Genomic DNA, 20,987 nt, shown 5'->3' on the forward strand with positions numbered 1-20,987 from the left:
GAGTGCGGGTCGCCCTCTAGAGTGCGGGCGCCTTGGCCAGGAGCGGGCCGCCCCAGCGGTCCTCCAGCGCCCTCTCCAGCGCGGCGCCGACCCGGTAGCAGCGGTCGTCCCCGAGCACCGGAGCCATGATCTGCAGGCCGACCGGCAGGCCGTCCTCGTCGGCGAGACCGCAGGGCACGGAGATCGCCGCGTTGCCGGCGAGGTTGGTCGGGATCGTGCACAGGTCGGCGAGGTACATCGCCACCGGGTCGTCGGCCCGCTCGCCGATCGGGAACGCCGTGGTCGGCGTCGTCGGCGAGACCAGCACGTCCACCTGGTGGAAGGCCGCGTCGAAGTCCCGCGAGATCAGGGTGCGGACCTTCTGCGCCTGCCCGTAGTAGGCGTCGTAGTAGCCCGACGACAGGGCGTAGGTGCCCAGCATGATGCGCCGCTTGACCTCGGGCCCGAACCCGGCCGCCCGGGTCAGCGCCATGACCTCCTCGGCACTGCGGGTGCCGTCGTCGCCGACGCGCAGGCCGTACCGCATGGCGTCGAAGCGGGCCAGGTTGGACGAGCACTCCGACGGCGCGATCAGGTAGTACGCCGGAAGCGCGTAGGCGAACGACGGGCAGGAGACCTCGACGACCTTGGCGCCGAGGGACTCGAGCAGGTCGACCGCCTCGCGGAACCGGGCGAGCACGCCCGGCTGGTAGCCCTCGCCGCCGAACTCCTTGACCACGCCGACGCGCAGGCCCGCGATGTCGGCCTGCCTGGCGGCCTCCACGACGGCCGGCACCTCGGCGTGGATGGAGGTCGAGTCCATCACGTCGTGACCGGAGAACGCCTCGTGGAGCAGCGCCGCGTCCAGCACGTTGCGCGCGAAGGGGCCGGGTGTGTCCAGGGACGACGCGAACGCGATCACGCCGTAACGGGACGAGCCGCCGTAGGTCGGCTTCATGCCCACGATGCCGGTGACCGCCGCCGGCTGGCGGATCGAGCCGCCGGTGTCCGTGCCGGTCGACAGGGGCGCCTCGTACGCGGCGACCGCGGCGGAAGCGCCGCCCGACGACCCACCGGGGATCCGGGAGAGGTCCCAGGGGTTGTGCGTCGGCCCGTACGCGGAGTTCTCCGTGGAGGACCCCATGGCGAACTCGTCGAGGTTGGTCTTGCCCAGGATCACCAGCCCGGCCTCGCGCAGGCGGCTCGTCACCGTCGCGTCGTACGGCGGGATCCAGCCTTCGAGGATCTTGGAGCCGGCCGTGGTGGGCATGTCCTTGGTGGTGAAGACGTCCTTGTGCGCGACCGGCACACCCGCGAGAGGGCCGAGCTTCTCGCCACGGGCGATCCGCTCGTCCACCGCGCGCGCCTGCGCGAGCACGGTCTCCGCGTTCACGTGCAGGAACGCGTTGACCTTGGGTTCGACCTCGGCGATGCGGTCCAGATGGGCCTGGGCGACCTCGGCGGCGGAGACCTCGCGTCCGGCGATCAGCTCACCCAGCTCTGCGGCAGTCTTGCGGTGCAGCTCTGTCATGCCTCCTCCCCCAGGATCCGGGGAACGCGGAAACGGTCGTCCTCCACGGCGGGCGCGCCGGAAAGTGCCTGCTCTGGCGTCAGGCTCCGCCGTACCTCGTCGGGACGGAAGACATTGGTCAACGGGAGCGCGTGCGAGGACGCGGGGATGTCGTCGGCGGCGACCTCGGCGACGCGGGCCACCGCGCCGACGATCTGGTCGAGTTGGGCGGCGAAGTGGTCGAGCTCCTCGTCGGCCAGCGCCAGCCTGGACAGCCGTGCGAGGTGAGCGACCTCGTCGCGGGTTATGGCGGACATGAGTCGTCGAACCCGTTTCTGGATGGAGAGTGGACACTGCCATCCTAGGGCTCGTCACCAAGCGTGCCCGACGTTATCCACCGCCGGGCGCGAGCCGTCGTCCCCTCGGGACGTCGCCCCCGCCGCCGCGCCGACGGCCCCTTTACCCGCGGTTGGTCAGCCGCCGGGCGCCAGCCGTACGACGTCCTTGGGACGGGCGGTGAACGCGGGACTGAGCCGGGCGCGGAGCCACGTCGTCGCCTCGTCGGCGGGCATGGGCTCGGCGAGCCACCAGCCCTGACCGGCGTGACACCCCATGTCGCGCAGCCGCGAGGCGATGTCACCGGACTCGACGCCCTCCGCGACCGACCTGAGCCCGAGCGAGCGGACCAGGTCGATGATCGAACGCACGATCCGCTCGTCGTCGGCCGACTCCCCCAGCCTCCGCACGAAGGACCCGTCGATCTTGACCTCGGACACGGGCAGGCGCTGGAGCCGGACCAGGGATGAATAGCCGGTGCCGAAATCGTCGAGGGCGAGCTGCACGCCCAGCCCCGCGAGCGTGCGGATCGTGTCGGCGGTGTACGCCTGATCGGTCATCAGGATGCGTTCCGTGACCTCCAGGCTGATCGCCTCCGCGGGAAGGTCGAGTCTCTCCAGCCCCGCCTCGAGCTGGTCGGGGAGCCCCGAGTCGAGCAGATCCCGCGCGGAAACGTTTACCGAGATCGGGACGTCCACACCGGCGTGCCACCACTCGGCCGCCTGTCCGAGCGCCTGATCGATGACGTGCCTGGTGAGCTCGCGCATGAGATAGGACTGCTCGGCCAGCGGGACGAACTCCCCGGGAGAGATCGGGCCGCGCACCGGATGCCACCAGCGCAGCAGCGCCTCCACCCCCTCGACCCGGCCGTCGTCGAGGCTGACCTTGGGCTGGTAGTGCAGCTCCAGCCCGCCGGTGTCGATCGCCCGCCGGAGGTCGCCGAGCAGGCTCAGCCGTTCCGGCGAGTTGCGGTCCTTGTCGGCGAGGTAGAACTCGACGCCGGTACGGCCCTCCTTGGCGAGGTACATGGCGACGTCGGAGCGCTGGAGCAGCAGCTCGAAGTCCGGCGCGTCGTCGGGGAAGAGCGCGATGCCGATCGAGGCGTCCAGGTCGAAGGTCATGCCTTCGAGGCGTACGGGCTCGGTGAGCGCCACGCGCAGCCGTGAGGCGACCTCCTTGGCCGCGTGGGCGTCCCGGATGGACGGCAGCAGCACGGCGAACTCGTCACCGCCGAGCCGGGCGACGACGTCACCCGGGCGGACGCTGTGCGTGAGCCGGTGCGCCACGATCTGCAGCAGACGGTCGCCCACGGGATGACCGAGCGTGTCGTTGACCTCCTTGAAGCGGTCGAGGTCGAGCAGCAGCAGGCCGACCCGCTCCTGCCCGCGGGCCTCGGCCAGCGCCTCCTCGGTCCGCAGGATCAGCATCTTGCGGTTGGGCAGCCCGGTCAGGCCGTCGTGCATGGCCTGATGGTCGCGGCGCATCGACAGTGTGGCGGTGAAGTAGACCGCGGCCAGGGGCGCCACGAACAGCGGCACCAGCGCCGGAGAGTGGGCCATGACCACCACGACCAGCGGCGCCAGTCCGAGAAGGGCGCCGTACACGAGGGCCTGCGGCCCGATGGACGCCCGGATCACCCGGAGCACGGGCCGCCGCTCGTGCAGGGCGACGGCGGCGGAGACGAGGAAGCCGCGCACCGCGAAGTAGGCGAGGCCGGAAAGGACGATCGCGGGGATGTCCTCGCCCCGCGGAGTCCAGGGCACAAGGGGAGTCGGATGGACGCCGAACAGGCCCAGCATCACCGCCGCGGCCGTGCACGCGAGGGTCACCTGGGCGATGTTGAACGCCACCCGGTGCCAGGCCCTGCGGTTGACCAGCCCGCTCACTATCACCGCGACCGCCTGGAGCAGCGCCGCCATCGGCAACCCGTGGTGCATGAGGACGGCGAAGGTGAACATCGTGGACGTGGGGGTGCCCCCGACCAGTGCCGACGAGCTCACCATGACGGGCCGCAACTCTCCGAGCACCACCAGGACGGCCAGCATCCAGAACAGCGGTGTGCGCCCGATCTGGCCCAGCTCGTCCATGCCGAGCCGTACCTGGGCCACGACCAGCGCGGTGCAGCCGACGGCGATGACGCCGGCGAGATAGCTCCACAGCGGCGAACCCGGGCGGGGACCGGTGTCGCGGGTGTCGGCCGGGTAGGCGGACGCCGGCGCCGGACCACGACCCCCGGACGGGGAGTTCACGGGCGACGACATGCCGACCGGGACGCGGATGCGAGAAGACGGCATCGCGGAAGCCGGCACGCGATTGCGGGAAGCTGCAGTCATCGGTAACAAACCCCCCAAGAGGCCACTATGGGAGGGTACGACCTCTGGGCCACTTCGCGAAACCGATTGGGCACGTTCCGTTACTTCGGATTTCTAGCATTTCGTCGCCTGGCGTCACGTCAACCAGGAGATGTACCGGCTTGCGGGTGAATGTTTCACGTCACTTACGAGCAAGGGTGCCCGACTGCCTGGCCCTTTCATGTTGGGAATCCCGCCTAATCGCATGAGGGCTTCCGCTGCCGCCCCGTCCCGCGCTTACGATCCGCAAGACTTATGGGAGCGCTCCCACAATCTGGGATGGAGTAGTCATGTCTCGTAAAAGACCCGTGATGGCGGCCGTGCTCGCCGCGGCCGCGACCATCGGGGTGGGGGCCGCCGTCTTCACCTCGTCCGCCGCCCAGGCCGCCGACTCCGCGTTCTACGTGGACCCGCAGACCAGCGCGGCCAAGTGGGTGGCGGCCAATCCCGGCGACAGCCGTACGGCGGTGATCAGGGACCGGGTCGCGGCCGTCCCTCAGGGCCGCTGGTTCGCCTCGTACAACCCGTCGACCGTACGCGCCGAGGTGGACGGCTACGTCGGCGCCGCCGCGACGGCCGGGAAGATCCCGATCATGGTCGTGTACGACATGCCCAACCGCGACTGCGGCGGGGCGAGCGCCGGCGGCGCCCCCGACCACACGGCGTACCGCGCGTGGATCGACCAGATCGCGGCCGGACTCGGCGGCCGCCCCGCGACCATCATCCTGGAGCCGGACGCGCTCGCGATCATGTCCAACTGCATGAGCGGCTCGCAGCAGGCCGAGGTCAAGGCGTCCATGGCGTACGCCGGAAAGAAGTTCAAGGCGACGTCCTCCCAGGTCAAGGTGTACTTCGACGGCGGGCACGACGCCTGGCTCTCCGCCTCGGAGCTCGCGTCCCGCCTGAACGGCGCGGAGGTCGGCAGCAGCGCGGACGGCATCGCGCTCAACGTCTCCAACTACCGGTCGAGCCCGGGACTGGTGAGCTACGCCAAGAGCGTCATCGCGGCGACCGGCGTGTCCGGCCTGAAGGCGGTCATCGACACCAGCCGCAACGGCAACGGCCCCAGCGGCAGCGAGTGGTGCGACCCGGGCGGACGGGCCACCGGCACGTGGAGCACGACCAACACCGGTGACTCGGCGGTCGCCGCCTACCTCTGGGTCAAGCCCCCGGGTGAGGCGGACGGGTGCATCGCCTCCGCGGGCCAGTTCGTGCCGCAGCGGGCGTACGACCTCGCCGTCGCCGCGCCGCCTCCCACGACGGGCCCGAGCGGCTCGCCGAGCGCCTCACCCAGCGCCTCACCCAGCGCCTCACCCAGCCCGAGTGCGTCGCCCAGCGCCTCACCCAGCTCCTCGCCCAGCCCGAGCGCGAGCCCGAGCACCCCGCCCAGCGGCGCGTCGTGCACGGCGACGTACACGGTGACCAACCAGTGGCAGGGCGGCTTCCAGGGCGAGGTCGCGGTGAAGAACACCGGCCTCGCGGCGATCAGCGGGTGGAAGGTCACCTGGACGTACGCCAACGGCCAGTCGATCAGCCAGCTGTGGAACGGCTCGCCGTCCTACAGCGGCTCGAACATCACCGTGATGAACCTGAACTGGAACGGCGCTCTCGCCGCGAACGCCGCGACGACCTTCGGCTTCACCGGCAACTGGTCCGGCACCAACGGCGTCCCCTCGGTCACCTGCACCGCGAGCTGACCCGCCGCCTCACCGACCCGTACGGCTCGCGCCCCGGCCGCACCCCAGGCGCGAGCCGTACGCATCCCGTCCTCCCCCATCTCACGGACGAACGGTCATCCCTCGCCGCGCGCGGCCACGGCCTCGGCGGCATCGGGGCCCTGCTCCAGCAAAACCTGGAAGCCCTGATCGTCGAGGATCGGCACGCCGAGCTTCACCGCCTTGTCGTACTTGGAGCCGGGATTCTCGCCCACCACCACGAAACTGGTCTTCTTGGAGACCGATGCGGTGACCTTCCCGCCCCGGCTGGTGATGGCCTCGCCCGCCTCGTCGCGGGTGAACCCGGCGAGCGTGCCCGTCACCACGAACGCCAGGCCCTCGAGCGTCTGTGGCCCCTGGTCGGCCGGAGGCTCGTCGGCCATCCGCACCCCCGCGGCCTTCCACCTGTCGACGATCTCGCGATGCCAGTCGACCGCGAACCAGTCCTTGATCGCCGCGGCGACTCGGGGGCCGATGCCCTCGACGGCGGCGAGTTCCTCCTCCGATGCGCTCGCGATGGCCTCCAGCGACCGGAACTCATCCGCGAGGGCACGCGCGGTCGGCGGGCCGATGTGGCGGATGGAGAGCGCGACGAGAACCCGCCAGAGCGGCTGCTCCTTGGCCCGCTCCAGCTCCTCCAGCATCTTCTCGGCGTTCTTGCTCGGCGCACCGGACACCGTGGCGAAGAAGGAGACCTCCTTGGGCTCTCCGGTCTCCGGATCGACCTTGGGCAGCCCCGTGTCGGGATCGCGGACCACCGACTTGATCGGCAGCAGCCGCTCCACGGTGAGATCGAACAGGTCGGCCTCGGTGCGCACCGGGGGTTCCTGCGGAGGGATCGGCTGGGTGAGCGCGGTGGCCGCGACGTATCCCAGCCCCTCGATGTCGAACGCGTTGCGCCCGGCGGCGAAGAAGATCCGCTCACGGAGCTGGGCCGGGCAGGTGCGGGCGTTGGGGCAGCGCAGGTCGGCGTCGCCCTCCCGCTCGTAGGCGAGCTCGGTATCGCACTCCGGGCAGTGCGTCGGCATGACGAACGCGCGCTCACCGCCGCCGCGCAGATCCACCACCGGACCGACGATCTCCGGGATGACGTCGCCCGCCTTGCGCAACACCACGGTGTCCCCGATGAGGACTCCCTTGCGGGCCACCTCGGACGCGTTGTGCAGGGTGGCCCGCTCGACCGTGGACCCGGCGACCACCACGGGCTCCATCACGCCGTACGGCGTCACGCGACCGGTGCGCCCGACGCCCACCTGGATGTCGCGGAGCTTGGTGGTCACCTCCTCCGGCGGGTACTTGAACGCGATCGCCCACCGAGGCGACTTGCTGGTGGAGCCGAGCTCCCGCTGCACCGCGACCCGATCGACCTTGACCACCACGCCGTCGATCTCGTACTCGGGGTCGTGCCGGTGCTCCTCGTAGTACTTGACGAACTCGCGGATCTCGTCGAGGCCGTGGACCACCCGGTATCGGTCGCTGACCGGGAGCCCGAGGCTCTTCAGCCGGTCGTACATATTGGACTGGGTGACCGGCGGCTCGGCGCCCTCCCACTTGCCGACGCCGTGAACGATCATCCGCAACGGGCGCTGGGCGGTGACCCGGGGGTCCTTCTGCCGCAGCGAGCCCGCGGCGGAGTTGCGCGGGTTGGCGAACGGCGCTTTCCCCGCGTCCATGAGCTGCTCGTTGAGCCGGCGGAACCCCTCGACCGGCAGGAACACCTCGCCGCGCACCTCGACCAGATCGGGCACGTCATCGCCGGTCAGCCGGTGCGGCACGCCCCGCACGGTGCGCACGTTGGGCGTCACGTCCTCGCCGGTGCGGCCGTCTCCCCGGGTGGCGGCCCGGACCAGGCGTCCCTTCTCGTACAGCAGCGCGACCGCGAGGCCGTCGATCTTGAGCTCGCACAGGTACGGCGCGGGATCGGTCTCGGCCAGCCGCTCGGCCCGGGCCTGCCAGGCGGTGAGCTCGTCGTCGTCGAACGCGTTGTCCAGGCTCTCCATGCGCTGAAGGTGTTCGACGGCGGCGAACTCGGTCGATATCGGCGCCCCGACCTTCTGCGTGGGCGAGTCGGGCGTACGCAGATCAGGATGCTCCTGCTCCAGCTCCCTGAGCTCCCGCATCCACCCGTCGTACTGAGCGTCGCTGACCGTCGGCGAGTCGAGCACGTGGTAACGCCAGTTGGCCTCCTCGGCCAGCTCGGCCAGCTCCGCGTGCCGCTCCCGCGCCGCCGCCGGCGCGCCCTCGACCTCGGCGTCCATGCGAACTCCCCTCATCACCGGCCCCTGGGAAGAACGCTACGGGAGGTGGGGAGTGCCCGCGCCTCCCCCGAGGGCGCTCTTCCGGGGGCGTCGTCCCTCATAGAGTGCCACCGGCCACCGACATTTTCGCCGGTCAGCGGGGCTCGCACGGCATGGGGACGCACGCCACGGGGAGGCGCGGGACGAGGGGTACGGCGTCCCAGGCAGCGGGCCGGGCGAGGGGACGCACGCGGTGAGGGCGAGCCGAGCGAGGGAACGCTCGGCTCATCCGCCCTGACTCCAGACGCCCTCCCAGCCGGAGCATCTGCCGGTGATCCGGGTGGACGTGCCACGGCAGACCTTGGCCTCGGCCGAGAGCATGTACCCGGTGTTCACGCTGAACGCGCGCGGCGTCGACTGCGAGCAGTTCTTGAACGTGGCCGTGCGATACCTCCCGTGGTCCGTCAACCACTTGATCTTCACCCACGAGCAGGTACGGGCGCCGCCCGCGTCGTACAGATCGCCGGACACGCGTAGCCCCGAACTCGTGGACCGGATCTTTCCGGTCGCCCACCCCTTGTAGTCGGTCGAGGCCGTCGGGCCCCAGTGCCAGGTTTCCGCCGCGTAGGTACTTGACGCCGACGCCGACGCCGTGAAGGCCGGAACGACGATGCCCGCGCCCAGAGTGACGGTGGCGGTGAGCCCCAGCAGAACGCGAAGACCGCTGCGCATGACTTTCTCCCGAATATGCGACGGATGTGCACACCAAGAGATAGGCGAGCGTTCTTGCACGCGACTTGAAGACGGCTATTCTCCCGGATCCTCGCGCAGCACGCGGGCCGCCTTCGCGCAGGTGGCGAGCGCCACGCGCGCGTAGGCCGGGGACGCTCCCGCCAGCCCGCACGCGGGAGTGAGCACGACCTGCCGGGCGAGCCGCGCCGGGGCGAACCCGAGCCGTCGCCACAGCTCGGTCGCGGGCCTGGCAACCACGCCGATGTCCGGCAGCCGCGAGTCGGTCCCGGGGACGACGCCGAGCAGGAACGCCATGCCCGCCTCGATCGCCTCGCCGATGTGGTCCTCGTCCCGGCGGCGCAGCAGCGCGGCGTCAAGGGAGATCCCCTGAGCGCCCGCCGTACGGAGGACCTGGAAGGGGACGTCCGGAGCGCAGCAGTGCACGATCGTGAAGGGACCGGACCCCTTTCCCTCACTGCTTTCGCCGTCGCTTCCCTGGCCGGCTCCCTTCCTCGGGGTGCGTGCGGGCTCTGCCGCGCGGAGCACCGTCCTGAGGCGCTCGGCCGCCGGCATCGGCTCGACGGCGGGCAGTCGCCCGAATCCGGACGCCGTCCGCACCGTTCCCGCGAGCACACCGGGCAGGCCGGGCTCGTCGAGCTGGAGGATGACCTCCGCCCCGGGCACACGCTTGCGCACCTCGGCCACGTGCGTCGCCACGCCCTCGGCGAGCGACTCCACCAGATCGCGTACGGCTCCCGGGTCGGCGAGCGTCTTGTCGCCGTGCCGCAGCTCGACCGCACCCGCCAGGGTCCACGGGCCGCATACCTGGATCTTCAACGGGCCCGCGTATCCCTGGGCGACCTCCTCCAACGCGTCGAGATCACGCGAGAGATGGTCACGGGCGCGCTTGAAGTCGCGTCCGGGCCGGTCGGTGAACCGCCATCCGGAGGGCTGGACCTCGACGGGCAGTTCGACCAGCAGCGACGCCGTCCGGCCGATCATGTCCGCGCCGACGCCTCTGCCCGGCAGTTCGGGAAGGTACGGCACCGGCAGTTCACCGAAGACCACGCGGAGCGCCTCGACGTGGTCCTCGCCGGGATGCGACCCGATGCCGGTGGCGGTGGCCTCAGCCCATGGGAATTCGTGCACCCCACTAGCTTAGGGACCATGAGACTGACGAAACTCGGGCACGCGTGCTGGCGGTTGGAGAAGGACGGCACCACCCTGGTCATCGACCCGGGCACCTTCAGCGGCGACTCGCTGCTCGACGGGGCGAACGCCGTGCTCATCACGCACGAGCACTTCGACCACATCGACACCGAGCTGTTGAAGACCACGAGTCCCGACCTGGAGATCTGGGCTCCCCAGGCGGTGATCGACCAGATCGGCGATATCCCGGCCAAGGTCCAGGCGGTGCGGAACGGCGACACGTTCACCACGGCCGGATTCGGCGTGAAGGTGATCGGCGAATGGCACGCGCTCAATCACCCGGACGTACCCGTCGTCCAGAATGTCGGCTTCCTGGTGGACGAGGAGGTGTTCTACCCCGGCGACGCGCTGACCCCTCCGGGAATCGAGATCCCCACGCTGCTCGTTCCCACCAACGCTCCCTGGATGAAGGCGAGTGAGATGGTCGGGTATCTCCGCGAGGTGCGGCCCGCCCGCGCGTACTCGACGCATGACGGCCTGCTGAACGAGATCGGCCAGAAGCTGGTCGACAACTGGCTCGGCATGGAGGCCGATAAGCAGAAGGCGGACATACGCCGCATCCCGGTGGGCGACTCGGTGGACGTGCCGTAGCCATGCCGTGGTGACCGTGGCCCCGTGATCCGCGCCCATCGGACAGGGCCCATCGGACAGGGCCCATCGGTCACGGGTCATGGCGAAGGGATGGTGACCGGGTCGCACCCGCCGCGTGCGCCCCGGTCACGTCCGCAACGCGGTGACCGGGGAACACCGAACCGGCAACACCCAGGAACACCGAACCAGGAACACCGAACCAGGAACACCGAACCGGCGAATCCGGGTGAGCCGGGTAACCGAGGTAAGTCGGGTGAGCCAGGTGAGCCGGTTAAGACCTCAGCGGGAAAGCTCAGGACGCGGCGGCGATCGTGGCGGAGCCGATCACGGTGTCGCCGTCGTACAGCACGGCGCCCTGGCCGGCCGCGACGCCCGCCGCCGGGGCGTCGAGCTCAATGTGCAGGTCGTCGCCGGAGAGTTGGGCGCGGCAGCCGTACACCTCGCCGTGGGCGCGCAGTTGCACCTTGCAGGCGATCTGCTCGCGCGGCTCGGCCACCGGCCCGTTCCAGACGGGACGGGTGGCGACGATCGAGGTGACCTGGAGAGAGGCGCGCGGGCCGACGGTCACGGTGTTGGACACCGGCTCGATCGACAGCACATAGCGCGGCCGCCCGTCCGGGGCGGGCTGGTCGATGTGCAGGCCCTTGCGCTGGCCGATGGTGTAGCCGTAGGCGCCCGCGTGGGTCCCGACGACCTCGCCGGAGAGCGCGTCCACGATGGGCCCCTCGGCGGCTCCGAGGCGGTCGGCGAGGAACGCCCGTGTGTTGCCGTCGGCGATGAAGCAGATGTCGTGGCTGTCCGGCTTGTCGGCCACGGTGAGGCCCCTGCGGGCGGCCTCCTCGCGCACCTGCGCCTTGGTGGAGTCGCCCAGCGGGAAGATCGCGTGTGACAGCTGCTCACGGGTGAGCACGCCGAGGACGTACGACTGGTCCTTGGCCGGATCGACCGACCTGCTCAGCACGCCGTCGACCAGCCGGGCGTGGTGACCGGTGGCGACCGCGTCGAACCCGAGCGCGAGGGCCCGGTCGAGCACCGCCTCGAACTTGATCTTCTCGTTGCAGCGCAGGCACGGGTTGGGCGTGCGACCTGCGGCGTACTCGCTGACGAAGTCCTCGACGACGTCGCGCTGGAACCGCTCGGCCATGTCCCAGATATAGAACGGGATGCCGATCACGTCGGCCGCGCGCCGCGCGTCCCTGGAGTCCTCGATCGTGCAGCATCCTCGCGCGCCGGTCCGATAGGACTGCGGATTGGACGACAGAGCGAGATGGACGCCTGTCACGTCGTGACCGGCCTCGGCGATGCGGGCGGCGGCCACCGCGGAGTCGACGCCGCCGGACATGGCGGCCAGCACACGAAGAGCCATAGACCTCAAGGCTACCCGCCACAGAAAACCACCGCCGCGCCCCGAGCCCGCCGAGCGGAGCGAGACCGTTCAACGCGGGGTCGGTCGCCTCAACTGATCGCGCGCAGAGTGCCGCCGGGTTCGCGGCGTAGGCGCTCCATGGCCTGCGACGTCGTCTCGTCAGCGGGCAGGAGGACGACCAGTTCCTGCGCGTCGGTGCGCGACAGCTCCAGCCGTTCTCGCTGCCAGCGCAGCTCGTGCGCAGTGGGGTGGTTGAGCCGAAGCGGGACCTGTGGTGGAGGCAGATGGCGGTTGAGCCGCCGGGTGAACTCCTGCCCGGCGAGGGGGGCGAGGTCGGCCTTGAACCACTCGGAGGTCTCCACGGACGGTCCGAGCCACAGGTCGAAGGCTTGTTGGTCGGCCACCTGGTCCCAGTCGGCGAAGAACGTCCGGGCCCGCGGATCGGTGAACACATAGCGGGTCAGGTTCGGTGCCTCGGTCTCCAGCAGCCCGCTCCCGCGCATCACCAACTCGAACGCGCTGGTGTGCGCGAGTACGTCACCCAGGCGGTTGGTCACGAACGCGACGCCAGGCTCAAGAAGTCGGAGTGTCGCCAACACAGTGGGGCGGACGTCGCGGCTTGGCGGCGCCGGCCGCCGATGCTCGACGCATGCTCCGCCGGTGATCTTGGTGAGGTAACGCAGATGCTCTCGTTCCGCGGCGTCCAGGCTCAGGGCGTCGGCGAGGGCGTGGACCACGGCGGGGGACGGGTTGCGGTCCCGCCCCTGCTCGATGCGGGTGAGGTACTCGACGCTGATCCCGGCCCGCGTGGCCAGGTCTGAGCGTCGCAGCCCCGGGGAGCGTCGGCGACCGTGGTCAGGAAGCCCGAACGACTCGGGCTGGATGCTGTCGCGCTTGGCGCGGACGAAGTCGCCGAGTGGCGTGCTCATAGCCGGAGTCTAGTGACGGCGGTGATCCGCTCAGATGCCGCAAGGTGGCCCTGTGGGGGCCAGCCTGCGGCCGGTCTGGTTGCCGCTCTCGCGACAGTGGACGGTGGAGCACATGAGCGAGAAGCACAGGTTGGTCATCATCGTCGGCAGCGTCCGCGAAGGCCGGTTCGGCCCCGTCGTCGCCTCCTGGGTCGCCGAGCAGGCGCGCGTACACGGCGGGTTCGATGTCGAGGTCGTCGACCTCGCCGACGTCGAGATCCCGTTGACGTTGCCGGCGGTGTCGCCGAAGTTCGCAGGCGACTCCTACCCGCGCCCCGAAGCCATGGCGTCCCTGACGTCCCGCCTGGAGGAGGCGGACGCCTTCATCCTGGTCACGCCCGAGTACAACCACAGCTACCCCGCTTCCCTGAAGGCCGCGATCGACTGGCACTTCACCCAGTGGACGGCCAAGCCCGTGGCCTTCGTCAGCTACGGCGGCGCAGCCGGAGGTCGTCACGCCGTCCTCCACCTGGAGAACGTTTTCACCGAATTGCACGCGGTGACCATCCGCGACGGTCTGGCGTTCCCGAAATATTTCACGGCATGGCAGGACGGGCAGCCGCTGGACCCCGAGGTGTCCGGGTACGCCAAGACAATGCTGGACCAGCTCGCCTGGTGGGCCGCCGCCCTGAGCGCGGCACGCGACGCGACCCCGTACCCGGCCTGATAGGAGTCCCCGATCGCGTGGGAAGGCGGTGGGCGAAGGCCGGCAGATGGGAAGGACACAGGTGCCCTGATCGCTGAGTTGCGGAGCTCTCTGAGCATTGGGGAGACCTGTGCCTGCGCCACCATCACCCGCGTTGGCACCCGGCGTGGGGACCTGGAAGGATCGGCGGTCATGCGACTGTTCGGGCGCAAGAGCGAGCCGGTGGATCCGGCGGAGGCCATAGCCGAGTTCTGGACGTGGTGGCGGGACACCCGCCCCGAGATCGACGCGGGGGTCGAGGCGGGGGACGTCGCCCATCTCGACGGGTTGATCGGCGGCGCGGTGACCGCGCTGCACCCGTCACTGGTCTGGGAGATCGTCTCGGGCGGTACCGCACCGCGTGCTCTGGTGGTCAGCGCGTCGGGGGATCCCGAGTTGCGGTCCTTCGTGCACAGATGGGCACTGGCGGCGCCGATGGACGTCCAGTGGGAGTTCCATCCTTCGCGCCAGGCCGACCCCCGCGCTGCGGAGCTCACGACGGAGGTCGCGGGCCGGCCGTTCGGCATCGATCGGATGGTGCTCGGCCTGCGGGTCCCGCCGGGGACGCCCCGCGTGGACGTTTCCGCCTTCCACCCGATATTTCCCGATGTGGACGATGAGACGCGGATGGAGGCCACCCTCCTCGCCCTCGACCGCCTGCTCGGCGAGGACGAGGTGGCCCGCTGGATCGGCGACATCGTGGCGGCCGAGTTCGAGCCCATCGACGCGATCCCCGCGATCCACCTCCCCGCCGTGGTCGCCGACGTCGCCCAGGGCTTCCGGGACGAGCAGTGGGCGCTGCTCGAAGGTCAGACCGCGAGCGGCGGCCGCCTGACCGCCGCCGCGCTGTATCCCCTGCGTCCGGTCGACCATCCGCTCTTCGACCAGCACATCGGCGTCACGCTGACGTACCGGGACGCGGACGAGGACGGCCTGCCCGCCGGCACCTCGCTGGACGCGTTGCGGGACTTCGAGAAGCGGCTGGCCGGGCTGTTCGGCAGGACCGGCTCGGCTGTTCTCGCGGCGCATCTGAGCGCCGAGGGCACCCGCGTGCTCCACGTGTACGCCGATCCCACGAGCGACGCGGTACGGGAGATCGAGGAGCTCGTCGCCGGTTGGGACGAGGGCCAGGCGTGGATCGACGCGGAGAGTGACCCGTCGTGGAGCGCCGTCGCCCACTTCCTGACCTGACCCGCGGTCATCCCGGGGCCGGCCGTGGGTCACTCGCCTTGCGGCGTTCGGCGAGTTCGGACGCCGCTGAGGCGGCTCGCGCCCGCGCCGATCAGGGTGACCTGCGCGTCCGCGCTCGGCCGGGTGCCGCCCGAGTGGCGTCGCCCGGTGAGCCGCGGGTCAGGTGAGCCCGGCTCGGCGGGCCCGCTCGACGACGTTGCCGATCACCTCGGCCAGGCGGTCCACGTCCGCCTGGGTCGAGGTGTGACCGAGCGAGAAGCGCAGCGACCCGCGGGCGCGGGCGCCGTCCTGTCCCATCGCGAGCAGGACGTGGGACGGCTGGGCGACTCCCGCCGAGCAGGCGGAGCCGGTCGAGCACTCCACGCCCTTGGCGTCCAGCAGCATGAGCAGCGCGTCGCCCTCGCATCCGGGGAACGAGAAGTGCGCGTTGCCGGGCAGCCTGTCGACGGGATCGCCGTTGAGGATGACGTCCGGTACGGCCTGCCGTACGCGGTCGATCAGGTCGTCGCGCAGGACGGACAGCCGCTCGGCGGTCGCGTGACGGTGCGTCACCGCGGTCTCCACGGCCGCCGCGAACCCGGCGATAGCGGGCGCGTCGAGCGTTCCTGATCGCACGTCGCGCTCCTGGCCGCCGCCATGCAGCACGGGCTCGGGATCGACGCCGCGGGCCAGCAGCAGGGCGCCGACGCCCATGGGGCCGCCCACCTTGTGGCCGGAGATCGTCATGGCGTCCACGCCGGACTCGGCGAACGAGACCGGGAGCTGGCCGAGCGCCTGAACGGCGTCGGTGTGGAACGGGATGCCGTGGTCGTGTGCGATGGCCGCCAGGACCTGGACCGGCTGGACCGTCCCGACCTCGTTGTTGGCCCACATCACGCTGACCAGCGCGACGTCCTCTGGGTCGCGGTCAATCGCCGCGCGCAGCGTTTCGGGATGGACCCGGCCCTGCTCGTCGACCTCCAGCAGTTCCACCGTCGCGCCGTCCCGGTCGGCCAGCCACCGGGCCGGGTCGAGCGCGGCATGATGCTCGACGGCACTGATCAGGATGCGGCGTCGCTTCCTCGCCCAGAACAGGCCCTTGATCGCCAGATTGTCCGCCTCGGTGCCCCCGGCCGTGAAGACGACCTCGCTGGGCCGGGCGCCCACCGCGTAGGCGATGGTCTCCCTGGACTCCTCCACGACCCTGCGGGTGCGCCGGCCCGCCGCGTGCAACGACGAGGCGTTGCCGACCTGGCCGAGCTGCGCCGTCATGGCCTCCACTGCCTCGGGAAGCATCGGCGTGGTGGCGGCATGGTCAAGATACGCGGTTCCCACGACCCCTCCCGATCTGTCCTCAGCCAACTAAGCCTAACCGCGCCTAAAGGTGGGCCAACCCCCGGCTTGGCAACTAAACCGTCCAGACGGTACAGTAACCAGAGTGAGAAGAGACGACTTGCTTGACGCGGCGGAGAGCCTGCTCTGCGACCAGGGGGCCCAGGGCCTGACCCTGGCCGCGGTCGCAGAGCGCGCCGGCGTCAGCAAAGGCGGCCTCCTCTATCACTTCGGCACCAAGGAAGCGCTGATCAAGGGCCTGATCGAGCGGCTGATCGCCGAGTTCGACGCGCTCGTCGAGGCACAGGGCGAAAGCGACTACACCCGGGCTTACCTGAAGGCGACCTTCCAAGCCGTCGAAAGCGGCCGACTGAGACGCTGGGCCGTGGTGACCGGCGCGGCCGGCGACCCCACGCTGCTCGTGCCGCTTCGCGAGGCGATGGCCCGCTGGCACAGCCAGGATCTCGATCGCGAGCCCGACCCGATGACGTCCAGGATCGTACGGCTCGCGTGCGAGGGCGTCTGGGACGTCGCCACGCACGTGCCCGAGCTGCTCGACTACGCCGAGCTGCGCCGCCGCCTGCTCGACCTTCTCTAGACATCACCCCGAACCCGCCCGCCTCGATCCGGGGCGGGTGGTGGTCGCCCCGGCGCTCGAACGCTGACAGGGCGACCTGCTTCTGATTGCCCATCCGGCCTCGCGCCGAAACTTCTGAACCGATTTCAACACCCTTGAAAAGGAGCCCGTGATGACCCGCGCCTTGAGGACGGCCCGCTGGGGGGCGATCCTCACCTTCGTGCTCGGCGGCCTGCTGTGCGGAACGTTCACCGTGCGTATTCCCGCCCTGACCGACAAGCTCGGCATCCCCGAGTCATCGGTCGGCCTCGCGCTGCTCGCGTGGGGGCTCGGTGCGCTGCTGTCCATGCAGTCCATGCGCGGGATCATGGCCAGAGCGGGCAGCAAGGGCGTGCTGCGCGTCGCCGCCCCCCTCTGCGCGGCGACGCTGCTGCTCGTCGGGCTCGCGCCGTCCTTCCCCCTGCTGGTCGGGGCCGCACTGGTGTTCGGGATGACCTTCGGCGCCGTCGACGTCGCCATGAACGCCCAGGGCTCGACCGTCGAGCGCGCGTACGGCAGGCCGCTGATGAGCGGCATGCACGCGGGCTGGTGCGTGGGTGCGATCTCGGCCGGGCTGATCGGCACGGCGGCCATCGCCGCGGGCCTGTCCCTGACCGCGCACATGGCGATCGTCGCCGTGCTGTCGCTGCCCGCGTCCGTGGTGCTGAGCCGTACGTACCTGGCCGACCGGGTCACGGGAGAGGCGAAGGGGCCGCGCCGCAGGCTGCCCGGAGTGGTCTACCTGCTCGGCGCGATCACGTTCGGCGCGTTCATGGTCGAGGGCGTCGTCGCCGACTGGAACGGCCTGTTCCTCCGCGACACGCTCATGGCGCCCGAGTCCCTGGCCGCGCTCGGTTACCCGATCTTCGAGGCGGGCATGCTGCTCGGCCGGCTTTCCGGCGACCGGCTCAGGACGCGGTTCGGCGCACCCGGCCTGATGGGATTCTCCGGCCTGGCCACGGCCGCCACGTTCGCCGTCGTCGTCGTGGCGCCGTCGGCGATCGTCGCGCTGTCCGCGATGCTCTTCGTCGGGATCGCGGTGGCGACGATCTCCCCGCTGGCGCTGTCGCTGGCCGGGACCGCCACGGACACCCCCGGTCCGGCGATCGCGCAGGCGGGGGCCATGGGATACGCCGGGCTGCTGCTCGGCCCCGTGGTGGTCGGCTTCCTGTCCGGCGCGACCTCCCTGCGCGTGGCGATGGTGACCGCGGTCGTCCTTGGCGTGCTCATCGCCGTCGCGACCCGCTTCCTGTCCAGGGCCCGTACGGCTCACGCCGAGATCACCGTGGAGCCCGAGAGGCTGCCCGTCGCGGCCTGAGTGACGGTCACGGCCTGGGTGACGGTCACGGCCTGGGTGACGGTCACGGCCTGAGTGACGGTCACGGCCTGAGCATGGCCAGAGCACGGCCTGAGCACGGCCTGAGCGGCAGGCCCTGAGTGACAATTGTCCCGGGGAAGGCACGACATCTCCCCCTGCTGATCTCACAGGGGATCTGACAGGCTTTCTCCTGTGAAGAGGCCCCCCGTCATCACCGTGACCGTGTTCGCCCTCACCGCGATCCCGAGCCTGCTGCAGTTCGTCTTCCCCGCGCTGGAGATCGCGTTGCGGCGTGATCCCGCCCGGGTCGCGGACGGCGAATGGTGGCGGCTCGGGACCTCGCTCGTGGTCCAGGGTGGTGGGCTGGTCGGCACGGCCTTCAACCTCGGGTCGCTCCTGGTGCTCGGCGCCCTCGCCGAACGCGCTCTGGGGCCCGCCCGGTGGGCGGCCTGCTATCTGGGAGGCGCGGCCGCGGGACAGGCGGCGGGAATGTCGCTCGACCTGGTGGACGCGGGCAACTCGATCGGCGTGTGCGGCCTCGCCGGCGGGCTGACCGTGGCCTTCGTACTCGGGCGGGCCGACCGGCTCGCCGGGGCCGCGGCGGCCTGCTACGCCGTGTTCCTGGCCGGTGGCCTCTTCGGGGGGACGACGGCCGTGATCGTCGCCACGATGCTCCTCGGCGCGGCCGGGGCGCAGCTGGTCGTTCATCGCGCCCGGCTGCCGCGCTGGGCGTTCCCCGCGATCGTCCTGGTCCTGGGCGGCGTCCTGTCGGCGCTGTCCGATCTGCACGGCCCGGCGCTTCTCGGCGGCCTGGTCGTGGCAGCGGCTCTCGCGGCCACCACGCGCCCGGCCCCGCGTTCCGCCCGCTGACCTCCGTCAGGGGCGGGCACCGTACCGGGCCGGGGCTCGGCCGGGAACACGGGAACCCAGGGACACGCGAACGCGCGAACCCGGGAACACGGGAACACGGGAACACGGGAACACGGAAACGGCGCCGCACTACCCGGAAACACGGAAACGGCGCCGCACGATGCGTGCGGCGCCGTTCCTTCGAGCCTGCTACTTGCGCTTCTCGATCTCTTCGGTGAGCTGCGGGACGACCTGGAACAGGTCGCCCACGACACCGAAGTCGGCGATCTCGAAAATCGGAGCCTCGGGGTCCTTGTTGATCACGATGATCGTCTTCGAGGTCTGCATACCGGCCCGGTGCTGGATGGCACCGGAGATGCCGGCCGCGATGTAGAGCTGCGGCGACACGGTCTTGCCGGTCTGGCCGACCTGGAACTGGTGCGGGTACCACTTGGCGTCGGTGGCGGCACGCGAGGCGCCGACCGCCGCACCGATGGAATCGGCGAGCTTCTCGATGATGGCGAAGTTCTCGGCGGAGCCGACGCCACGGCCACCGGAGACCACGATCGCGGCCTCGGTGAGCTCCGGACGCGCGCCCTTCTCCTCCTTGACCCGCTCCACGATCTTCGCGGCGCGGGCGGCGTCGGACGGGGTCACCTCGACCTTCTCCTCGGCACCCGCGCCGGCGGCGGCCACGGGAGCGGTGGAGTTGGGACGCACGGCCACGATCGGGGTGCCCTTGGTCACCCGGCTCCGGACGTTGACGCCACCGCCGAAGATCGACTGGTCGGCGACGAAGCCCTCGCCGAGCCCGACCGCGTCGGTGATCACACCGGAGTCCGTCTTGACGGCGAGCCGTCCGGCGACCTCCTTGCCCTCAGTGGTCGCGGCGACGAGGACGGCGGCGGGCGACTTGTCCCCCACCAGCTTGGCGAGCAGCTCCGCCTTCGGCGCCACCACGTAGTTCACGATCTCGTCGCTGTCGGCGACATAGACCTTGTCGGCGCCGTATTCCGCCAGCTTGGCCTTGGCGGCCTCCGAGTAGCCGGGGCCCGCCCACACCGCCGACGCCTCGCCCAGCGTGCGGGCCAGCGTCAGCAGTTCGAGGGTGACCTTCTTGACCTCTCCGTCGACGTGCTCGACGAGAACCAGGATCTCACTCATCTCGGGGCCCCTCAGATGAACTTCTTCGACGCGAGGAAGTCGGCGGCCTTCACACCACCGTCGCCCTCGTCCTTGACAACCGTGCCCGCGGCGCGCGGCGGGGCCGCGGCGAACTCCGCCACCTCGCTGTAGGCCGCGGCCAGGCCGACGGCGGAGCCGTCGACGGAGGCGTCCGCGATGCCGAGCGTCTCGACCGGCTTCTTCTTGGCGGCCATGATGCCCTTGAACGACGGGTACCGCGGCTCGTTGATCTTCTCGACCACCGAGACGACGGCGGGGAGCGTGGCCTCGACCTTGTCGAAGCCGTAGTCGGTGATCCGCTCGATCGCGATGGCCGACCCGTTCACCTCGACCTTGCGCGCCAGGGTGAGCTGCGGGGTGCCCAGCCGCTCGGCGAGCATCGCCGCGAGCACTCCAGTGCGGGCGTCGGTGGACTCCGAGCCGAGGATGACCAGGTCGAACCCGATCTTCTTCAGCGCCTGCGCCATGGCGTACGACGTGGACAGGGCGTCCGATCCGTGCAGCGCGTCATCGCTCAGGTGGACGGCCTTGTCGGCGCCCATGGCGAGCGCCTTGCGGATGGTCTCGGTCGCCTTGGCGGGGCCCATGGTGAGAACGGTGACCTCACCACCGTGAGCCTCCTTGAGCCGCAGCGCCTCCTCGACCGCGTACTCGTCGAGCTCGTTCACGACGCCGTCGACGGCGTCCCGGTCGAGCGTCTTGTCATCGGACCGCAACTTGCGCTCGGTCGCAGTGTCGGGGACCTGCTTCACGCAGACGACGATGTTCATGGCCGGTGGCCGACCTCCCGTTTCCGTACGGCTCTCGCTGGCCGCGCATGGGGTATGCGCATGCCCCG

The 20,987-nt window shown here is 70.7% G+C and carries 18 protein-coding genes; 7 read left to right on the forward strand and 11 right to left on the reverse strand.

From position 1 onward, the window contains the following. Positions 1-16: 16 nt before the first annotated feature. The 3 genes from gatA to IMZ11_RS19290 all read right to left on the reverse strand — a co-directional run bounded on the left by gatA (position 17) and on the right by IMZ11_RS19290 (position 4,086). On the reverse strand, positions 17-1,510 hold the full coding sequence (gene gatA / locus IMZ11_RS19280) for an Asp-tRNA(Asn)/Glu-tRNA(Gln) amidotransferase subunit GatA (protein WP_228643379.1): 1,494 nt from the start codon (positions 1,508-1,510) through the stop codon (positions 17-19). Next, positions 1,507-1,806, reverse strand: coding sequence for an Asp-tRNA(Asn)/Glu-tRNA(Gln) amidotransferase subunit GatC (gene gatC / locus IMZ11_RS19285; RefSeq protein ID WP_228643381.1), 300 nt, complete (start codon positions 1,804-1,806; stop codon positions 1,507-1,509). The genes gatA and gatC overlap by 4 nt, the downstream gene beginning before the upstream one ends. Before the next feature lie 156 nt (positions 1,807-1,962). Then, positions 1,963-4,086 (reverse strand): bifunctional diguanylate cyclase/phosphodiesterase, encoded by a 2,124-nt coding sequence (locus IMZ11_RS19290; protein ID WP_228643479.1) that lies wholly within the window; start codon positions 4,084-4,086, stop codon positions 1,963-1,965. Positions 4,087-4,466: 380 nt separating this feature from the next. On the opposite strand from IMZ11_RS19290, the gene IMZ11_RS19295 reads away from it, so the two are divergent. Continuing rightward, positions 4,467-5,873 (forward strand): glycoside hydrolase family 6 protein, encoded by a 1,407-nt coding sequence (locus tag IMZ11_RS19295; RefSeq protein ID WP_228643383.1) that lies wholly within the window; start codon positions 4,467-4,469, stop codon positions 5,871-5,873. Between the two features lie 95 nt (positions 5,874-5,968). Here the strand turns inward: IMZ11_RS19295 and ligA are convergent, their stop codons facing one another. From ligA to IMZ11_RS19310, 3 genes are all read right to left on the reverse strand, one after another. Continuing rightward, positions 5,969-8,149, reverse strand: coding sequence for an NAD-dependent DNA ligase LigA (ligA, locus tag IMZ11_RS19300; protein WP_228643385.1), 2,181 nt, complete (start codon positions 8,147-8,149; stop codon positions 5,969-5,971). 264 nt (positions 8,150-8,413) lie between these two features. Further along, a complete protein-coding gene (locus IMZ11_RS19305; RefSeq protein ID WP_228643387.1) occupies positions 8,414-8,860 on the reverse strand; it encodes a hypothetical protein in 447 nt (148 codons plus the stop codon). A 75-nt stretch (positions 8,861-8,935) separates the two neighbouring features. After that, positions 8,936-10,009 carry a methionine synthase gene (locus IMZ11_RS19310; RefSeq protein ID WP_228643389.1) on the reverse strand — a complete coding sequence of 358 codons (1,074 nt, stop codon included), beginning with the start codon at positions 10,007-10,009 and terminating at the stop codon, positions 8,936-8,938. Positions 10,010-10,027: 18 nt separating this feature from the next. On the opposite strand from IMZ11_RS19310, the gene IMZ11_RS19315 reads away from it, so the two are divergent. After that, entirely contained in the window at positions 10,028-10,660 is a 633-nt protein-coding gene (locus tag IMZ11_RS19315; RefSeq protein WP_228643391.1) for an MBL fold metallo-hydrolase, read from the forward strand. Positions 10,661-10,952: 292 nt separating this feature from the next. Here the strand turns inward: IMZ11_RS19315 and mnmA are convergent, their stop codons facing one another. Together mnmA and IMZ11_RS19325 are read right to left on the reverse strand one after the other, a co-directional pair. After that, positions 10,953-12,026 carry a tRNA 2-thiouridine(34) synthase MnmA gene (gene mnmA / locus IMZ11_RS19320; protein ID WP_228643393.1) on the reverse strand — a complete coding sequence of 358 codons (1,074 nt, stop codon included), beginning with the start codon at positions 12,024-12,026 and terminating at the stop codon, positions 10,953-10,955. A gap of 89 nt (positions 12,027-12,115) precedes the next feature. Further along, on the reverse strand, positions 12,116-12,955 hold the full coding sequence (locus IMZ11_RS19325) for a helix-turn-helix domain-containing protein (RefSeq protein ID WP_228643395.1): 840 nt from the start codon (positions 12,953-12,955) through the stop codon (positions 12,116-12,118). A 52-nt stretch (positions 12,956-13,007) separates the two neighbouring features. Here IMZ11_RS19325 and IMZ11_RS19330 point away from each other — a divergent pair, with 52 nt between their 5' ends. Beyond that, a complete protein-coding gene (locus IMZ11_RS19330; protein ID WP_228643397.1) occupies positions 13,008-13,661 on the forward strand; it encodes an NADPH-dependent FMN reductase in 654 nt (217 codons plus the stop codon). A 171-nt stretch (positions 13,662-13,832) separates the two neighbouring features. Continuing rightward, on the forward strand, positions 13,833-14,870 hold the full coding sequence (locus IMZ11_RS19335) for a DUF695 domain-containing protein (RefSeq protein WP_228643400.1): 1,038 nt from the start codon (positions 13,833-13,835) through the stop codon (positions 14,868-14,870). A 159-nt stretch (positions 14,871-15,029) separates the two neighbouring features. Here IMZ11_RS19335 and IMZ11_RS19340 read toward each other — a convergent pair whose 3' ends face one another. Further along, on the reverse strand, positions 15,030-16,184 hold the full coding sequence (locus IMZ11_RS19340) for a cysteine desulfurase family protein (RefSeq protein ID WP_228643402.1): 1,155 nt from the start codon (positions 16,182-16,184) through the stop codon (positions 15,030-15,032). A gap of 103 nt (positions 16,185-16,287) precedes the next feature. Between IMZ11_RS19340 and IMZ11_RS19345 the strand changes: the two genes are divergently transcribed. The 3 genes from IMZ11_RS19345 (at position 16,288) to IMZ11_RS19355 (ending at position 18,985) form a co-directional block, all read left to right on the forward strand. Continuing rightward, positions 16,288-16,779: a TetR/AcrR family transcriptional regulator gene (locus IMZ11_RS19345; RefSeq protein WP_061255092.1), complete on the forward strand. Its 492-nt coding sequence runs from the start codon at positions 16,288-16,290 to the stop codon at positions 16,777-16,779. A gap of 151 nt (positions 16,780-16,930) precedes the next feature. Continuing rightward, positions 16,931-18,115, forward strand: a complete 1,185-nt coding sequence (locus IMZ11_RS19350; protein WP_228643404.1) for an MFS transporter — start codon at positions 16,931-16,933, stop codon at positions 18,113-18,115. Positions 18,116-18,307: 192 nt separating this feature from the next. Next, entirely contained in the window at positions 18,308-18,985 is a 678-nt protein-coding gene (locus IMZ11_RS19355) for a hypothetical protein (RefSeq protein WP_228643406.1), read from the forward strand. Between the two features lie 189 nt (positions 18,986-19,174). On the opposite strand, the gene IMZ11_RS19360 is transcribed toward IMZ11_RS19355, so the two are convergent. Both IMZ11_RS19360 and IMZ11_RS19365 read right to left on the reverse strand, forming a co-directional pair. Further along, positions 19,175-20,128 carry an electron transfer flavoprotein subunit alpha/FixB family protein gene (locus tag IMZ11_RS19360; protein WP_228643408.1) on the reverse strand — a complete coding sequence of 318 codons (954 nt, stop codon included), beginning with the start codon at positions 20,126-20,128 and terminating at the stop codon, positions 19,175-19,177. Between the two features lie 11 nt (positions 20,129-20,139). Then, positions 20,140-20,919, reverse strand: a complete 780-nt coding sequence (locus tag IMZ11_RS19365) for an electron transfer flavoprotein subunit beta/FixA family protein (RefSeq protein WP_061255096.1) — start codon at positions 20,917-20,919, stop codon at positions 20,140-20,142. Between the last annotated feature and the right edge of the window lie 68 nt (positions 20,920-20,987).

This window comes from Microtetraspora sp. AC03309, from assembly GCF_020826795.1.
Lineage (GTDB): Bacteria > Actinomycetota > Actinomycetes > Streptosporangiales > Streptosporangiaceae > Microtetraspora > Microtetraspora glauca.